This is a genomic window from Sphingomonas sp. 3P27F8, from assembly GCF_005502745.1.
Lineage (GTDB): Bacteria > Pseudomonadota > Alphaproteobacteria > Sphingomonadales > Sphingomonadaceae > Sphingomonas.
Genome location: NZ_SCNL01000002.1, coordinates 40,421 through 58,143 on the forward strand (window position 1 = coordinate 40,421; position 17,723 = coordinate 58,143).

The 17,723-nt window shown below is 62.4% G+C and carries 11 protein-coding genes; 1 reads left to right on the plus strand and 10 read right to left on the minus strand.

Annotated elements, in window-relative coordinates:
* Position 1: 1 nt before the first annotated feature.
* The 10 genes from groL to FFS35_RS02860 all read right to left on the minus strand — a co-directional run bounded on the left by groL (position 2) and on the right by FFS35_RS02860 (position 16,638).
* On the minus strand, positions 2-1,639 hold the full coding sequence (gene groL, locus FFS35_RS02815; RefSeq protein WP_137785618.1) for a chaperonin GroEL: 1,638 nt from the start codon (positions 1,637-1,639) through the stop codon (positions 2-4).
* 51 nt (positions 1,640-1,690) lie between these two features.
* Positions 1,691-1,981 carry a co-chaperone GroES gene (gene groES / locus FFS35_RS02820; protein ID WP_137785619.1) on the minus strand — a complete coding sequence of 97 codons (291 nt, stop codon included), beginning with the start codon at positions 1,979-1,981 and terminating at the stop codon, positions 1,691-1,693.
* A gap of 128 nt (positions 1,982-2,109) precedes the next feature.
* Complete coding sequence (locus tag FFS35_RS02825) at positions 2,110-3,519, minus strand: MATE family efflux transporter (RefSeq protein WP_349290316.1); 1,410 nt, start codon at positions 3,517-3,519, stop codon at positions 2,110-2,112.
* A 111-nt stretch (positions 3,520-3,630) separates the two neighbouring features.
* Positions 3,631-4,032 carry a hypothetical protein gene (locus tag FFS35_RS02830; RefSeq protein ID WP_137785620.1) on the minus strand — a complete coding sequence of 134 codons (402 nt, stop codon included), beginning with the start codon at positions 4,030-4,032 and terminating at the stop codon, positions 3,631-3,633.
* A 58-nt stretch (positions 4,033-4,090) separates the two neighbouring features.
* Positions 4,091-4,477: a response regulator gene (locus tag FFS35_RS02835; RefSeq protein ID WP_137785621.1), complete on the minus strand. Its 387-nt coding sequence runs from the start codon at positions 4,475-4,477 to the stop codon at positions 4,091-4,093.
* Positions 4,478-4,530: 53 nt separating this feature from the next.
* Positions 4,531-6,936: an ATP-binding protein gene (locus FFS35_RS02840; protein WP_249341416.1), complete on the minus strand. Its 2,406-nt coding sequence runs from the start codon at positions 6,934-6,936 to the stop codon at positions 4,531-4,533.
* On the minus strand, positions 6,921-8,054 hold the full coding sequence (locus FFS35_RS02845) for an EAL domain-containing protein (protein WP_249341417.1): 1,134 nt from the start codon (positions 8,052-8,054) through the stop codon (positions 6,921-6,923). The genes FFS35_RS02840 and FFS35_RS02845 overlap by 16 nt, the downstream gene beginning before the upstream one ends.
* 740 nt (positions 8,055-8,794) lie before the next feature.
* Entirely contained in the window at positions 8,795-10,270 is a 1,476-nt protein-coding gene (locus tag FFS35_RS02850) for an NAD(P)/FAD-dependent oxidoreductase (RefSeq protein ID WP_137785623.1), read from the minus strand.
* A gap of 69 nt (positions 10,271-10,339) precedes the next feature.
* Positions 10,340-14,488: a translocation/assembly module TamB domain-containing protein gene (locus tag FFS35_RS02855; protein WP_249341418.1), complete on the minus strand. Its 4,149-nt coding sequence runs from the start codon at positions 14,486-14,488 to the stop codon at positions 10,340-10,342.
* Between the two features lie 53 nt (positions 14,489-14,541).
* Complete coding sequence (locus FFS35_RS02860; RefSeq protein WP_249341419.1) at positions 14,542-16,638, minus strand: BamA/TamA family outer membrane protein; 2,097 nt, start codon at positions 16,636-16,638, stop codon at positions 14,542-14,544.
* A gap of 179 nt (positions 16,639-16,817) precedes the next feature.
* Here FFS35_RS02860 and FFS35_RS02865 point away from each other — a divergent pair, with 179 nt between their 5' ends.
* Positions 16,818-17,591: an enoyl-CoA hydratase-related protein gene (locus tag FFS35_RS02865; protein ID WP_249341420.1), complete on the plus strand. Its 774-nt coding sequence runs from the start codon at positions 16,818-16,820 to the stop codon at positions 17,589-17,591.
* Positions 17,592-17,723: the final 132 nt, after the last annotated feature.

Below are 17,723 nucleotides of genomic sequence, written 5' to 3' on the forward strand. Positions count from 1 at the left end.
ATCAGAAGTCCATGCCGCCCATGCCGCCGCCCGGCATTGCCGGCATCGCGGGCTTGTCTTCCGGCAATTCGGAAACAGCCGCCTCGGTGGTGATGAGGAGGCCCGCAACCGATGCCGCATTCTGCAGCGCGGTACGCACCACCTTGGTCGGGTCGATCACGCCGGCCTGCACCAGGTTCTCATAGGTGTCGGTTGCAGCGTTGAAACCGAACGACGTGTCCGACTGATCGAGCAGCTTGCCCGAGACGACTGCGCCGTCCTGGCCGGCGTTGGCCGCGATCTGGCGAACCAGCGACGTCAGCGACTTGCGGACGATATCGATGCCGCGGGTCTGGTCGTCGTTCTCGCCCTTCAGGCCGTCGAGCGCCTTCGTCGCGTACAGCAGCGCAGTGCCGCCGCCCGGGACGATGCCCTCTTCAACCGCCGCGCGGGTCGCGTGAAGCGCGTCGTCGACACGATCCTTCCGCTCCTTGACCTCAACCTCGGTCGCACCGCCGACCTTGATGACGGCGACGCCGCCAGCGAGCTTCGCCAGACGCTCCTGGAGCTTCTCGCGATCATAGTCGCTGGTGGTGACGTCGATCTGCTGGCGGATCGCCTCAACGCGGCCCTTGATCGCGGACTCTTCACCGGCGCCATCGACGATGGTGGTGTTGTCCTTGTCGATCGTCACGCGCTTGGCGGTGCCGAGCATGCCCAGCGTGACGGTCTCGAGCTTGATGCCCAGATCCTCGCTGATGACCTCGCCCTTGGTGAGGATCGCGATATCCTCGAGCATCGCCTTGCGACGATCGCCGAAGCCCGGTGCCTTGACGGCGGCCACCTTCAGGCCGCCACGCAGCTTGTTGACCACCAGCGTGGCGAGCGCCTCACCCTCGATGTCCTCGGCGATGATGAGCAGCGGGCGACCCGTCTGCACGACCGCCTCGAGCACCGGAAGCATCGACTGCAGGTTCGACAGCTTCTTCTCGTGGATCAGGATGTAAGGATCGGCGAGTTCGACCGACATCTTTTCCGGATTCGTGATGAAATACGGCGAGAGATAGCCGCGGTCGAACTGCATACCTTCGACGACGTCCAGCTCGAATTCGAGACCCTTGGCCTCTTCGACCGTGATGACGCCTTCCTTGCCGACCTTCTCCATCGCCTCGGCGATCTTCTGGCCCACTTCCTTGTCGCCGTTAGCCGAGATGATGCCGACCTGCGCGATCTCGTTCGAGCCCGAAACGGCCTTGGAGCGCGCCTTGATATCCTCGACTACCTTGCCGACGGCGAGATCCACGCCGCGCTTCAGGTCCATCGGGTTCATGCCGGCCGCGACCGACTTCATGCCCTCGCGAACGATCGCCTGGGCCAGTACGGTGGCGGTGGTGGTGCCATCGCCGGCGACGTCGTTGGTCTTCGAGGCGACCTCGCGGACCATCTGCGCGCCCATATTCTCGAACTTGTCCTTAAGCTCGATTTCCTTGGCGACGGAAACGCCGTCCTTGGTGATGCGCGGTGCGCCGAACGACTTGTCGATCACGACGTTGCGGCCCTTCGGCCCGAGCGTGACCTTCACCGCATCGGCGAGAATGTCCACGCCGCGCAGGATGCGCTCACGCGCGTCGCGGCTGAATTTTACGTCCTTGGCTGCCATGGTGGCTACCCTTTCAAATGACGATTGTTGAGAAAATTACGGCCGAAAAGCTCAGGCCTCGACGATGCCGAGGATATCGCTTTCCTTCATGATGAGCAGGTCTTCGCCGTTCACCTTGACTTCGGTGCCGGACCACTTTCCGAACAGGATGCGATCGCCGGCCTTCACGTCGAGCGGCGTAACCTTGCCGTCCTCGCCCTTGGCGCCCGCACCGGCGGCGACCACTTCGCCTTCCTGCGGCTTTTCCTTGGCGGTGTCGGGAATGATGATCCCGCCGGCCGTCTTCTCTTCCGCTTCAACGCGGCGAACGAGAACACGGTCGTGCAACGGACGAAAGTTCATTGCTATACCCTCTCTAAAGGCAATGTGACAATTTCTTGGCACTCAGCGAATGCGAGTGCCAGCAGCCGGCATATGTGGGGGACGCCGCGCACCGTCAATGGCGAGGGGCCGAATTTTTTGGTCGCGCGTCAGGAGCCGGTCAGGCCGATCCGCTCGCGTGCGTTCCAGCGCCACAGGAGCAGGATCGATACGACGAGCAATCCGGCAGCAAGCCCCATCCATATGCCGACACCGGCAAGTGGCGTTCGGAACCCCAGCGCGATCGCAGTACCGAAGCCGACGATCCAGTATCCGAACAAGGCCACGAGCATCGGCACGCGCGTGTCCTGCAGGCCGCGCAATATCGCTGCCGCCACCACCTGCGCCCCGTCGACTATCTGGAATACCGCCGCCACCGCCAGATAACTGATCGCCAGCCGCACCACGATCGCGTTCGCCGGGTCATTGATGTCGAGATAGCCGCTTACGAGCAGACGCGGCACGGCCCACATTGCGATCGCGCTCACCACCATCGACGCGATGCCGACGGCAAGCGCCACCCTCCCCGCCCGCGCAATCCACGCCGGATCACGTGCGCCATAGGCCATGCCGACACGAATGGTCGCTGCCTGCGCCACGCCAAGCGGCACCTGAAACGTGATAGAGGCGATGTTGAGGGCGACGGCATGAGCCGCCACTTCCCTCACGCCAAGCACGCCCATCAACAAGGACGCACCACCGAACAGCGCGCCCTCCGCCATCCACGTGAGCGAGATGGGGGCGCCCAGCTTCACGATCTCCCGGAAGCGCGACCACTCGGTCCGCCACCAGCGTCCGAACAGTCGATAGCGGCGCAGACGGCGATCGAAATGAAGGATTAGCCAATAGGCGATCGCCATCGCCGTCAGGCTGATGACGCTTGCAAGCGCCGAGCCCTCAAGCCCAAGACGCGGAAACCCGAGGTTGCCAAACACCAGGCACCAGTTCGCGGCGATGCTGAGCAGCAACCCCATACCGGTCACTGCAAACGCCCAGCCGGGCCGCCCGAGCGCTGCGGCGGTGCCACGCATCACCGCCGAAGCGATGCCGGGGAAGATGCCGATCAGCATGATATCAAGGAAATGCCCGGACCGCCGGGCCACATCAGGATCCTGATCGGCAAGACGCAATAGCGCCGCGCCGTTCGCAAGGATGATCGCCACCACCACCGCACTCGCCATGCCGACCCACAACGCCATGCGAAAAGTGCGCCGCACCTCGCGCACCGCATGCTGGCGTCGGCCAAGTTCCGCCGCGATCAGGGGCGACGCTGCGGTCGTCAGACCAATCGTTCCGTACATCAGCACGTTGAACAGGAAGACGCCGAGCGTCGCCGCCGCAAGCTCCACCGTCCCCAATCGCGCCACGAAGATCACGTCAACGGCAGCGACGGCCATCTGCAACAGGTTTGCGCCCACCAATGGCCCGGCGAGCCGCATCAGCGCGCGCAGTTCATCGCCGCCGGTTGCGGATGCGGTGCCGGTCAGCGGTGCAAGAGTATCGGTCGAGGTCATGGTCATGCGGTGCCGGGAATAGAAGTCAACAATACAGGGTCGCACGCCAGCGGGATCGTCCGCGTATCAGACGAAGGCGCGATCTATCCGCGATGCATCATGCTGACAAGGCGCGCGTCAGCGTTGCGGCCTGGACAGCACGTTGGCATTGCCATCCTTCCTGATTTCGACAAGCTGCTGGCTGCGGCCGTCACATTCAACGCGCCAGTTTTTGACACCGCGCTCGTCAGGAAAGCGCTGGATTTGAGTCACATCCTGGCACGGCAACCCGGCGTCGCGCACCGCGCGGAACAGCACGCCGCGCAATTGACCGTCCGGCAGCTTCGCGACGGCGGCGGCGATATCGGGACCGTTGTAAACAACTTGCAGGTTGGTCGCCTCGGTTGCCGCCGAGCGATCCGCGCCGCCGGAACAGGCGGTGAGCAGTAGAGACAAGGTGACAGGCGCTGCAAATTTCATCGGACGGTTTCTCTCGCAAGAGACGCCGCCAAGAATAAGCGCGGCGATCGGATAACGCAAAATTCCTCACCGGAATAAAGGCTGCGAAACGATCGGGCGGGCGCGTCGCTGATAAAGGCTATGCGATCATCCCGTCATCGCCTGCCGCGAGCACGCGGCCCATCGCCTCGAACAGAATATCCATTGCGACCGGCTTGAAGATCACGTCATCCGCTCCTGCGGCGAGACAGCGTTCACGCAGATCGGGCGCGGTATCGGCAGTAACCACGATCACCGGCACACCCGCCTTGGCATCGGTGCGCGCGCGGATTGCGCGGATTGCGGAGATGCCATCCATCCCCGGCATCCTCAGATCCACCAGCAATATATCGAAATCGGTTCGATCGAGGATCGCGAGCCCCTCTTCGGCGCTCTCGGCGCCGGTCATCGACGCGCCAGCCACTTCAAGCATATCGTTCACCACGCGCCGGTTCATCCGGTCGTCTTCGATAAACAATACGTTCATGGCCGTGAGCCTAGATCGCGCGACGGTCGTTTCATCTCCGTACCTTTATCGCGCTATGCCGCTGCCGACACAAGCGAGCGCGCGCTCGGTTCGTCGAATAGTTCGGTTAACAAAGCATCTTTCGCAATCGGCTTCAGGATAACGCGATCGACCCCCGCCTGTTCCAGCATTTCGCTTTCTCCGGCCAGTGCGGCGGGACCGAGGATCGCAAGTCTGGCGTCCGCCGCGGCCGCTCGTATCATCTTGAGCGCGGAATAAGGGTCGGCAGCGAGCCGTAGCGTCGCATCGTCGATCAATATCGTGCGTGGGCCGCCATCAGCAATCAGTCCGACAGCTTCGTCCACCGATCCGGCAAATGTAACCGAACCCGCACGCGGCCCGAACAGGGTTTTGAACATCGCGCGGGTGATCGGGCTTCGATCTACCACCAGAATTCCATCGGCTTTGGCTTCATGCGACGCGACCGGCGCCTCCGCCCGCCGAAGCGGCAGATCGATGGTGAAGGTCGCGCCCTGATCCAGGTCGCTTTGGACCGACACGTCTCCACCCATCGCGCGCGCAAGGTTGCGACAGATCGCCAGCCCAAGACCGGTGCCGCCATATTGTCGCGTCGTTCCCGTATCAGCCTGGCGGAATGCCTCGAAGATGGCTTCATGCTTGGCCGGGGCAATACCGATGCCGGTATCTGCCACGGAAAGCCGCCAACGATCGCCCGCGACTTCCGTGGTCACGCCGATGCTGCCGGTATGAGTGAATTTTACGGCGTTCGACAGCAGGTTAAAAACGATCTGCCTCAGCCTCGCGCTGTCGCCGATGATCCATTCCGGTCCGTCTTCCAGCGTGGCGTCGAACGAAAGCTTCTTGGCGCGCGCCTGCTCGGCCCACATTCCGGTGGCATCACGAACCACCTGGCGCAGATCAAAAGCGGCTTCCTCTATAGTCATCTTGCCCGTTTCCATTTTGGCAACGTCAAGAATGTCATCGACCAGCGCGCGCATGTTGACGCCCGCGCCATGCACCACCGAAAGGCGCCCGCGCGTCTCGGTATCGAGCCGCTGGTCGGCAAGCATGACCTGCGTCATGCCCAGAATGCCGTTCAGCGGCGTGCGGATTTCGTGGCTTGTGGTAGCGAGGAACTCCGTCTTCGCGGCCAACGCCTTGCCGAGCGCTGTATTGCTGGCTGACAGCCTGTTACGGCTGCGGCGGAGCGTAAGGACACCGAAGGCCAACAATGCAATTACGAGCGCCGTGACCAACCCCGCACCGATAAACACAAAGCGTTGCGTGCGCGCCTTGTCACGCTCGAACGCTACCGTTTTCTGTAAGTCGCTGGCCTTTAGTGTGGCGATCCGCAGTTCCTGGTTCGCGAAATCGAACCGCGCGCCCGCCAATGCCGCGCTATTCGAGCGCGCCAGTTCGGTCGCTCGATCGTCAAGCCGCTTCAACGCCTCGAGGTGCGCCAGCGCAAGGCGATCGTCACCAAGAGCAGTGTAAATCCGGTACGCGATGTCGTGGCCATCGCGATCGCTGAGCTCGGTTGCTGTCAGATCGACATTGTCGAAACGGGCGTCGATCAAGGTTCGCGCGTCATCCAGCCTATGATGAAGATAGGCCGACTGGGCCGCAAGAACCTGAAACAGCGGACGATATGGCGCCGCACCGTCGCGACGGGTGAGAGCCCGGCCTTCCGAAATGGCGCGATCGGCATGAGGCAAATCATTCTGCTTGAGCCGAACGCGCGCGATATTGCTAAGCACTTGTGCCACGAGGAGATCGCTCGACATGCCGCGCGCGAGCTGGAGCGCCCGATCATATTGCTGCTCTGCCGCAGCAAAGCTCCCCATTTCTTTTAGGGCATTCCCTTTCCCGTTATATATCGAGAGAGCGAAATTAGGATCCTTGGAATAGATGTCTTTGGCTTGATCGAAATAGCGTAGCGCGGTAATATTATCGTTGCCGCCATAATATAGAAGAGCGATAGAAATAAGCGCCTTAGCCTCGCTTCTTTCATCGCTTAGCGAATGAAAAATCACATAGGCGCTGTGCAAATTGCTTAACGCCGCAGCCACCTCTCCCGTGGCGGTCCTGGCGCCGCCTAGCGACAGGAGTATGTCTGCCTGAAGATGGGTGTTTTTGTCGCTGCCCGCCAGCGTCCGCCGCGCACCGTTTAATATTGTGAGAGCCTTTTGCGGCTCGTTCATACGAAGATAGGCCTCGCCGAGCAGCCACTGCGCGGTAGCGATCATGTTTGCCGAGCGCTTCTCCTGCGCGAAGCGCAACACGTTGTTGCCGCGACGGATCGCCTCACCGGGATCCGCCATCATCGCCGCCTTCACGCTCGCGATCATCGTGTCGAATTGAGCGCTCTGACCCGCCGCTACAACCGGCGTGCTCAGCAATATGCCGCACGCCGGGATGAGACGGAGTGCGCGCAACCGGCGTTTCAGCCGCGTTTCCACGTCGGTGCCAGGCGATTGAACGGTCCGCGATTTTCCTGGCCACCCTGATGCCAGGATTCGTCATCGAGAAAGGCAACCAGAGCGTCGATGGACACCGGACGGCTGATTAGAAAACCCTGCACCATATCGCAGCCCATCACCGTCAGCAGCGCCAGCGCGGCGTGACTCTCGACGCCTTCCGCGACCACCTCCATCTCCAGGGCATGCGCGAGATCTATTGTCGATCGCACGATCAGCGGGTCACGGTTCGAACTGGTCAATTGCGTTACGAACAGCTTGTCTATTTTCAGTTCGACGGCCGGAAGCTGCTTCAGATAAGCAAGACTGGACAGGCCCGCTCCGTAATCGTCGATTGCTATGGTGATGCCGATATCTGCGAACACCTGCAGATTCGCGATCGCGCTGACGGGATCCCGGATCACTGAAGTTTCGGTAACTTCAAAGCCCAATGTCGCGCCGCTTGAGGCGACAAGGGCGCAAGCCTCGCGGACGAAAACGGCATCGGCCAGCAACTGCCCGGAAATATTGACGAAAAGGCGCTGATCATGCCCGAGCGAGCGCATTTTCCGCTGGTCTTCGATCACCTGCCGGATCGTCCACAGCGTCAGTCTGTCGATAAGATGCGCTTCTTCCGCAACCGGAATGAACTCGATCGGCGGTATCAGTCCGCGCTCCGGGTGGCGCCAGCGAATTAGCGCCTCGGCACAAGTGACTTTCTGTCGCCGAACATGGAATTTCGGTTGATAGAGCATGAGCAGCTCGCCACGCTCGATGGCCAGCTCCAATTCTGTCGCGAGTTCACTGGCGACCGCACCCCGCTCTGGAACGCTGCCATCAATACCGTTGCCGCGCGCGTTCGCGAGAGCGGCTTCCGCGCGCTCGATCAGCGTGACGGAATCGTGTTCATCCTCCCTGATGGCGGCGCCGCCGAGTCGCAGGGTAACCGTACAACGCCGGTCGCCCATTTCGATCCCAGTCGCGCTGGCGGCCCGAAGCCGCGGGAGAAGCGCTTCATATTCTGCCCATGACGCCGCGACAGCCTCGATCTCAATCAGGTCGCGCCCAACTGCGCGCACCGTCCCATCCGACACGACCGCCGCAAGCCGCTTCGCCGTCACCTCGACCAGCGCCGCCGCGCGTTCGGCGCCAAGCAAACGGCGCAACGATGCAAAATTGGCAACTTCGGCGAGCACAACCAACCGCCACGCGTTCGCCGACGACCGAACGGCTGGCGCCGGTTCGGCATCGGTCGACGGAGCCGTCTGGGGAAGCATTTCTGAGCGGTGCTGTACCATCATCAACAGCGGTATGCGGAATGGCTGAAGATATAATTAATCAACGAACCTCCCAGAGCGCCTGAGCTTAGCCCATTGCGGATTGGTTGATATTTCGTTAAGCGTGACTCGCAACCCATTGGGGTTGCCCATAAAGGGAGAAAGCCATGCTCGCTCTTATTCTTGCGCTTATCTACGGTACGGACATCCGTCCCTGGTAACAGTAATTCCGGCTCGAACATTCTGATAATATGCTGGTTTTTCCGCAGATTATCGGAATTTCGGGCCGGAAAATCTGCGAAACCGACCTCCTGTCCAGGCGATCTGATCGGTAGTTTTCGCCTCGATATGGTTGTCTGCGACGCGTTAAGGCGTTTTTGATTACGGCCTTTATCGACCTACAGCGCCTGATTTCCACGCGCTTGAAAGGTGGGCGGTCTGCCGCGGACTGAGCCGTTCTTCATTCGACCAGTCGAACTTGCCACGGGAGGGCTACCCCCCCGATGCCGAGTTGCGTGTGCCGCCCACTGTTTCGGGACGCAGCGGATTTACCGATCGCGATTTTTTCTCGCAAAAGCCGCTCGTCAGGCGGCTACCTTTGCGCGGACATGCTCCGGATTGGAAAACTCCATGCTGTCATCCAACGAACCGAACCGTAGCGCCATGACGTCAAGCGCGTAATTCTGGTGCAATTTCCAGGGTTTCCGCTTTCCTTGCTTTGGAAGGCTTTCCAACGCGCGCTCCACGTAACCGGACGTGAAGCTCAGGAACGGCTCCTCCTCGATCACTTCGGCCCCGATCCGCGGCGTGCATTGCCGCATTCCTCGCCTGCGCATCGCCTCCAGCAAGCGACAGACGTACATCGACGTCAGGTCCGCCTTCAGCGTCCAGGACGCGTTGGTATAGCCGAAACAAGAAGCGAGGTTCGGAACATCGGAATACATCATGCCTTTGTAGTTAAGTGTCCGGGACAACTCGACAAGCTTTCCGTCGACGGTGAAAGGTACCCCGCTCAGTAATTGCATCTGCAAGCCCGTCGCGCTGACAATTACGTCGGCGTCGATCGTCTTGCCATTGTTGAGGCGGATGCCACCGTCGGTGAAGGTATCTATCGTTCCGGTTTCGACCGAGGCACTGCCCGCCTTGATTGCATCGAACAGATCCGCGTCGGGAACCAGGCAGAGCCGCTGGTCCCACGGATTATAGCGCGGCGTGAAGTGGGTCGCGATGTCATAGTCAGGGCCGAGCTGCTCCCGCACCATCGCGATCAGCCGCTCCTTCGCCTTTTCCGGGCGCTTGCGCGTCATGCGGAAGAAGAACATCTGCAACAGCACATTTTTCCAGCGCGTGATACCATAGGCGGCTTTTTCCGGCAGCTTGCGCCGCAGGAAGTTCGCGAAACGATCCTCCGCCGGACGTGAAACGACGTAGGTAGGCGAGCGCTGGAGCATGGTGACATGCGATGCGGTTCGCGCCATTTCAGGCACGAGGGTGACGGCGGTCGCCCCGCTGCCGATCACCACGACCTTCTTTCCCGCATAATCCAGGTCTTCCGGCCAGAATTGCGGATGGACGATCCGGCCGCGGAAATCATCGGAACCCGGGAAATCGGGCGCGTGTCCGGTGGCGTAATTGTAATAGCCCGAGCACATATACAGGAAGTTGCAGGTAAACCGACGCGCTTCGCCCGCCCCCGTTTCGCACTGCACCGTCCAGCAGGCCTCCGGCGTGGACCACGCCGCGCTGATGACGCGATGACCGAACCGGATATGCCGATCGATGCCGTAGGTCCGTGCCGTATCGGCAATATACTCACGTATCGAAGGGCCGTCCGCGATTGCCTTCGCCTGGGTCCATGGCCGGAAGTTGTAGCCAAGCGTGTGCATATCAGAATCCGAACGGATTCCGGGATAGCGGAACAGATCCCAGGTTCCGCCGATCGCCTCCCTCCCCTCAAGGATCAGGTAACTGCTCTTCGGACTGCGCGTCTGAAGATGATAACCGGCGCCGATCCCGGACAGGCCGGCACCAACAACGATTACATCGACATGCTCGGTCATGCACTATCCTCTCTCACGATACCCGATATTCGATTTTCGGCTCGCGGGGAAGATATGTTTACAGCAGTGTCAGTAATCCCGCGAGTAACGCACGGTCGCATTTGAGCCGCCGAACGAACCCGCCTGCGTCAGGACGCTCAGCGATTTGGTGAGCGCGACGGTAAGCTGCGTCGCGGTGAAGCCGCGCGCATCGGTGACGATCTCGATATAAATGTTACGCGTGATGTATTTGCCCGCAGCAAGCGCCGTGCCGCGTCCGGTCGCCTGATCGGCACCCAGCACGCGCAGGCGATCGAATCCGGTCGCGGAGCGAAGCTTACCAAGCGGATTAAGCCCGCCGCCCGATCCGCGCAATGAATTGAGCGCAGCCGCCAATTGTATCGCCTCTGTCGCGGAAAGGTTCTCCGGGTTGGTGCCGAACAGTAATCGGCTCAGCACCTCATCCTGTGGCAGCGATGGTGTTGAGGTAAACGTGATCTGCGGCTTCTGCCCGGTGCCCGCGATGTTGATATTAAACGTCGTGCTGTCTTTGGTGGTGTTCGCCTGAATATCGATATCCGGGTCTGTCAACGCACCGCCTTGGAAGCGGATACGACCGCGCGTCACGTCGAAGCGCGTCCCTGCGAACGAATAGGTGCCGCGAACGAGATCCAGCCCGCCGGTAATGATCGGCGCGGTCGATGTGCCGCTCACCCGCATATCCATCTGCCATTCGCTCTCCAGCCCCATGCCGGAAACGAACAACTGGTTGGCGGCCCGGATACGCATATCTAGCTTGAACAGGCCGACGGAGGGGGCAGCCGGCCGGTCGGTCGCCCGCGCAACGCGAATGTCCCGCTTCCAGCGTACGCCGCTAAGCTCCGGCACTTCCGCCGCGCCCTGGCGGATGATCTCATAGCGCGCATTGGGGATGGTAAGATCGGCTTTGATGAGGCCGCCACCGGCGCCGTTCGATATATTCAGCGTGCCGCTGGCGGTCGCCCCCAGGCTATCGGATTTGGCGAGCCGCGCATTGTTGAGCGTCGCTGTCAAATTCATTGGATAGCCTTGCTCGGCGGCCAGGCTAACGAAGCCCTTCGCCTGCACCGTGCCGTCTCCGGCACGCGCCTGCAGCGAGTCTATCTCCAGCCGGTCGGCTGTGAAACGCGCGCGAAGCTGCATCTGCGACAGCCGCGTTCCGTAGGTTTCGTTGTCGTAGGTAAGGTTGTCCGCGCGCGCGATGCCGTTAAGTTGCGGCGCCGTAACCCGGCCACCGAAATCGGCGGCGACAGCGATCGGGCCGGAGAGCTGTTGATTGGCCAGCCCTGCAAAGCTGAACAACACCGCGGCCGGCCCATTGTAGCGAATGCCGCCACCAAGCGGGGCCTGGAGCAGCCGCGTCATCCATGATCCGTCTCCGGAAGGCAACGGCCGCAGCGTGGCAGCCATCCGGCCAACAGTGGTCGCTCCGCGTTTAACGATCGCACGCGCTTCGCCGCCATCGCTGACGAGCCGCCCGGCAAACTCTACATCCACCGGGGTGGATACAGACGCCAGGCTGGAGCGAGTGAACCCGGTGATCGTCATCCGCGCGTCGGCTTGCGGGAACGCACTCGCGCTGGCCTGCGTAAAATCGAGGCTCCCCGTCGCCTGCCCGCCCAGCCCGATGTCGGGGACGAAGGCGTTGAGGATCGACAGGTCGAGACTTTCGAGGCGCGCTTGCGCCACCAGCTTTGGCCCATAACTGCCAGCAATCCGCGCCCTGCCCTTGTCGAATATGAGCAGAGTCGGCTGGAGCGTGTAGGTGCCATGCGTTGCGATGATGTGCGCCGGGCTGCCGGTTTTGAAACCCACTCCGTTTGCCTGCCCGGTCAGCGCCACGAGGTAATCATCTGGCGCAAGCCTGGCGTTGGCCGCCAAGCGGAAGGGAACGCTGTTCGAACCGGCCAGCACGGCCTGCGCGGTGCCCCTGCCATTGGCGTAGTTCACCTTTGCGCGCGCCGTGTCGATCACGGTTGGGCCATAGCGCATGTCGGCGACTTGCACGTCGGCAATCACCTGCGGCTTTTCGCGCAGCACGATGCTTGCCGTAACCAGGGCGCGGCCGATCGTGAAATCCACCGCCCCCGGTATCTTGGCGTTATCGGCACGCGCGTTGACGTCGGCGCGCTGGTATTGCCCCTCAGCGCCAAGACGCGCGTTGCCGGAAAGGCCGGAGCCGGCGAACTGAAGCTGCCCCGCGAACGGCCCCGCCGCAGTCTGCACGACGCGGCCGGCGACGGTGACGCCGGCAAAGATCACCTTGCGGATATCGATCGCCAGTTGCTTGCCAGAATGGACAAGGACGTCGGCGTTGAACGGTCCATAAGTCGTTCCGCCCTGCGCCGTCACGGCATAGGCGCCGTTCCGGCCTACAATCCGCGCATTGAGATCGACGAGCCCCACGCCCACGCCGGGCCGGGGTGCGCGCAGCAACACTATTGGATCGGTGGCGCTCCCACTCACCCGCGCGAACAACGGCCCATATTGCGTAGAATAGGCAGCCGCCGAAACCGCCAGTCGGCCATTGTTCAGCTCATATCGCCCTTCCCCGTGCGTCACCCGGAATTGCGGAGCGTTGAGCCGCAGGTTGGTGAAAGTAACCAGACCTTCCGGCGCATAGCCGACATCGGCACGCATCACCGCATTGCCGCCCAGGAAGGTGCGCGCACCGGAATTGAATATCTGGCGCGTCTGCGCGACGATCCTGCCGCTTATGCCGAAGCCGCCGCGCGCGGCCGGCACCAGCCTTGCATCCGTCGTGAGGTTGACGATGCCGATGCTCTCGATGCGGTAGTTGTTGATACGCCCTTTGAGCGCGCCGGTGTAACGCCCCGTCTTGATGTTGGCGGCAATGATTGCTGTGGCGTCGATATTGTCGGAGCGGATGCGCAGATTGTCTGACAGCACTGACGGCATCGTGATTGCCACGTCGCCATCGATCCGGACGTTATTGGTAAGGCCGCCTACCGCCGCGTTGAGCCCGCCAATCCGGCGCGCGCGCGCATGCACCGGCACGAGGATGCGATGCGCATCCACCCGCGCCTGGCCCTCGGCGTAAAGATTTTCGACAATGGTGTCGGCGAAGCCCAGCGCGCTCGCGCGGATCTTGTAATCGACCACGGGCATCGCGAACGGGCCATTGAGCACCAGCCGCGCCAACACGTCACGGCCGCGCACATTCGGTGCGATCGCGCCGGGGGTGAGCAACTGGGCATCGACGGCGAAATTGCCGAACCGGCTGTTGGCGAGATCGACGATACCGCCCGCATCCACCACCAGAGCGTCGGACTTCAGCTTGATCCGCGTATCGGCCCTGCGCTGCGCGAGAGTCGTATCGATGGCGACATCCAGCCGCGGGGCGGTGAGCCGTTCAACCGGCCCCTCGAGGTAAAGCCCGGGCTTCGTATAGCCGCGTACCTCGATATGCCCGGTGTGAGCGGTAATGCCCAGATCGGCCAACTGTCCGCCGCCGAGCGACGCCAGCATCTTTCCCGACCACGCCTTCCAGCTGCCCTTGCCGCCGATGGTCGCGATCAGCGGCGTTTTCGTCCCCGCGAGTGAGGAGACCACGCCACCCGCCGGCGCAAACAGCCGCGCATTCAGATCGAGCTTGTCCTCATCCGGCACCGCATCAAGCCGCAGACGCAGCGTATCCCCGCCGCCGATCCCCGGCCCGCGCAATGCCACCGCATCCACATCGAGCTTCGCGCGCCGGTCGGCGATGTGCGCCGCACCGATGATCCTCCCGATATGCCGCGCTCCCGCGACGGGCGGCTCCATCACGAACCGATCGACCCGCAAGCGGCCGATATCGATATCGAGATCCGGCAGGAACGGCGCGTTGGGGTCGCTGGGCTGCGGCGTGAACGCCGGATTGCGCCTCAGGGTGACGAGCGCGCTTTCCAGGCTGCGCACATCGACATGATTCCCGATGAACGCGAACGGTCGCCAGTCGACGTCGATACGCGGCGAGGTCAGGAAAACGCCCTTCGGATCGCTGACCTGCACATCGGAAAGCGTCATTCGCCCGTAAAGTGAGCCATCGATCCTTCCGACGCGGATATTGAGGCCTGTGGCGGTCTTATAGGCGCCGAGCTGATCGGCGACGAGGCGGCGGCCCGGATCGGTGTTGATCCCCGCCACAATCACCAGCAGCAACAGAGCCAGTGCGCAGATCGCGATACCGAGCCACTTCATGATACGCTGCCACAGTGGTCGAGCGACGTGAGCGGGAACGCCATCCTCCGCCATCAGAAAGCCTGCCCGATCGAGATATAGAGCGCGATATTGCCATCGCCCTTGCGCGGGTTGAGCGGGGTAGCGAGGTCTAGCCGCATCGGGCCGAAATTGGTGTAGAAGCGGCCGCCGATGCCAGCACCAAAGCGCAGGTCGCTAGCCTTGGGCAAAACGCTTTCATAGGCGTTGCCGGCATCGATGAACGGCACGATCCCGAAATTGCCGAAGCGATAACGCGCCTCCAGCGAGAATTCGTTGATGCTTCGCCCACCCACCGGGTTGCCCTGCGGATCGAACGGCCCCAGCCGCTGGTAGCCATAGCCACGTACCGATCCGCCGCCACCGCCATAATAACGCCGCGAGGGCGCAAGCTCATCGCGCGAAGTCCCTACGATCGATCCCGCTCGTGCCCGCCCCGCGATCACCAGACTGTCCAGAACCGGGTAATAGAATGTTCCCTCGACCATCATGCGGACATAAGGATCGACCGAGCCCTGAACCGACGTTTCCGGGCTGAGGTTCAGCTTCACGCGATAGCCGCGCGTCGGATTGAGAAGGTTGTCCGAAGTATCCCACATGGCCTGAAGCGGCACTGCCGCGATGCCGTAGGTACGCCGCACGCGATCGCCGCGCGCGAAGTCATAGACGCTCTCGTTCGTGCCGGTCAGTTCCGCGCCGTAGGCATAGGTCAGCTTCTTCTGCCACAGCGGCGTGGAATCGTAGCTCCAGCGCACCGCGAGCGTGCCTGTGATCGCATTGAACGCATCGTAATTCTGGCGAAGGCCGCTCGCGATGATCGAGAACGTGCGATCGCGCTGCCCGGCATTGGCGCGGCGCAGGGTCGCGGAGGCGCCCTGCTGCTGCGTGCCCGCGATCGCGGAAAGGATCAGCGCACCTTCGGGGGGGAAAAGGTTGCGGCTGGTCCATGTCCCCTCCAGCTTGATCCCCTCGCCCGTGCCATAGCCGGCGGTGGCGGCGATGCTGCGCGTCTTCCCCTGGCTCTGGTTGATGAGCAGATCGACCAGTTCAGTTCCGTCGGGCCCCGGCTCTCCCGTCGCGACTGGTTCCACCGAGATCGAATTGAACAGGCCGGTAGCTGCCAGCGCCTGGCGCAGATCGTCCGTTTTGCGCGCGTCATACAGATCCCCCTGCTTGAAGCGCGGAAAGACATTCAGATGCTTTAATCCGAATACCGGATCGCCGGTGGTGCGCAACTTGCCGAAGCTGCTGCGCGCGCCGGTTTCCACTGGAAGTGTATAGTCCCCGATCAGGGTCTGATCGTCGAGCAGGATATCGCGCTGCCCCACCTTCGCGAACGGATAGCCGCGCTGCGGCAGCACAAGGCTGACGTTCGCCTCCGCCGCCTCGATCCGCGCCGCATCGATCGGATCGCCTGTCTTAAGCGGCAATTGCGCGCGCACCAGCCCGACCGGCACGGTCGGGGGCGATACGACGTTGATCGCGCCGAGATGATAAAGCCTGCCGGGCGAGGCGCTGATGATCGCTCTGACATTGCCCGCCTGCCCCGGCACCGGCTCGATTACCGAATGGGCGACGCCATCATAATATCCGCGCGATTTCATCAGCCGCACTGCCAATGCCTCGTCCTCGTGCGCGCGCGCCGAGATCTGCGTGGCATTGGCGGCCTTGCCGCCGCCGTTCTTCAACGAAGAAAAGGACTTGAACTCGCTGTCCAGATCGATCGCATCAAGCCCGCGTACGACAAGCTGATAGCGTATTTCGGGTGCCGGTTTTTCCTTGACGTCGGCTGCCGATTCCAGCGGCACGGTCTGAAAATTGGCGATAGGCGGCAGCGGCTGTTCGAGTCGGCGATCTTCGGATGCGGGCGGGGGCAAAGTGCCCGATGGGGCGATGGGCGCGGATGCGGATGCCGGCTGTTCCGCCACCGGCATCGGCTCGAGCGGCGCGTTCATGTCAGCCGACAGCGGCGGCAGAGCCTTGTCAAACTCCGCATCAGGCACGATTGGCTTATCGTCTTGCGACTTGCCCGCAGCAGGATTGGCAGACTGCGCCTGAGCGTTGGCCGGGGGCGAGGTAGCAACCAGCAATGCGGTCGTCACACAACTCAGACGAACAACCGCAAACCCCACGCACGATCCCCTTTTGCTTCCGGGCGCACGATAGAGTCTGAACTTCTCCCCGGACAGGGGAAACGCGCGATTTCCCAAACGGTTTCATGCGGCTCGTCGAACCGGGGTTGGCAAAGGGCTTGCCAATCGCCCCGAATGGCGGCGATGAAGCCGCTCCTCGGCAAGGCGGAAGGATCACCGTGAAAGAGCATATCGAGATTTCGCTGACCGGCCATGTCGCCGTCGTGACTATCGATCGTGAGCCGCATAATCACGTCAATGCCGCGTTGATCGGCGCACTCGCTGACACGTTCGAGGAGCTCGATCGCAACGATCAGTGCCGCGTGATCGTGTTGAAGACGGCCGGGCGCGTGTTCTGCGGCGGCGCTGACCTCTCGGGCGACAAGCCGCTGGTCACCGAAAGCGGAGAGGCGGAAACCCCGATCCTTTATCGCAATGCGGTACGATTGTTCACCACGCGCAAGCCGATCGTGGCCGCGATCCAGGGTGCAGCGGTCGGCGCCGGGCTCGGCCTTGCGCTGGTCGCGGATTTTCGCGTCGCCGCGCCCGAAGCGCGTTTTTCCGCCAATTTCGTCAGCCTCGGTTTCCATGCCGGCTTCGGCATCTCGCATACGCTGCCGCGCGTGATCGGCGTGCAGAAGGCATCGCTGATGCTGCTGACCGGCCGTCGCGTGAAGGCGGAGGAGGCGCTCGCCTTCGGCCTGATCGATGAGCTTGTGCCGGCAGACCGCCTCGACGCGGCGGCGGCGGGGCTCGCTGAGGAAATAGCGGCGGCGGCGCCGCTTGGCGTGGAGGCGACCCGCGCGACATTACGCGCAGAGCTCGCCGCGGCGGTGGAGCGGCAGACCCAGCATGAACGCGCCGAGCAGGATCGATTGATGGCGACGGGCGATTTTCGCGAGGGCATCAAGGCTGTGGCGGAGCGTCGCCCAGGTAACTTCACCCGGCGATAAACGCCTGTGCCGGTGCGATCGTTCGTCGCTTGAGGCTTCACGTTTGCGTCCGATCCGATTATCGAACGGATCGAAACGCCGCACCGGGCATTTTCCCGACCGAAACGCGGCTTAAACCTTCGGCAGGAACAG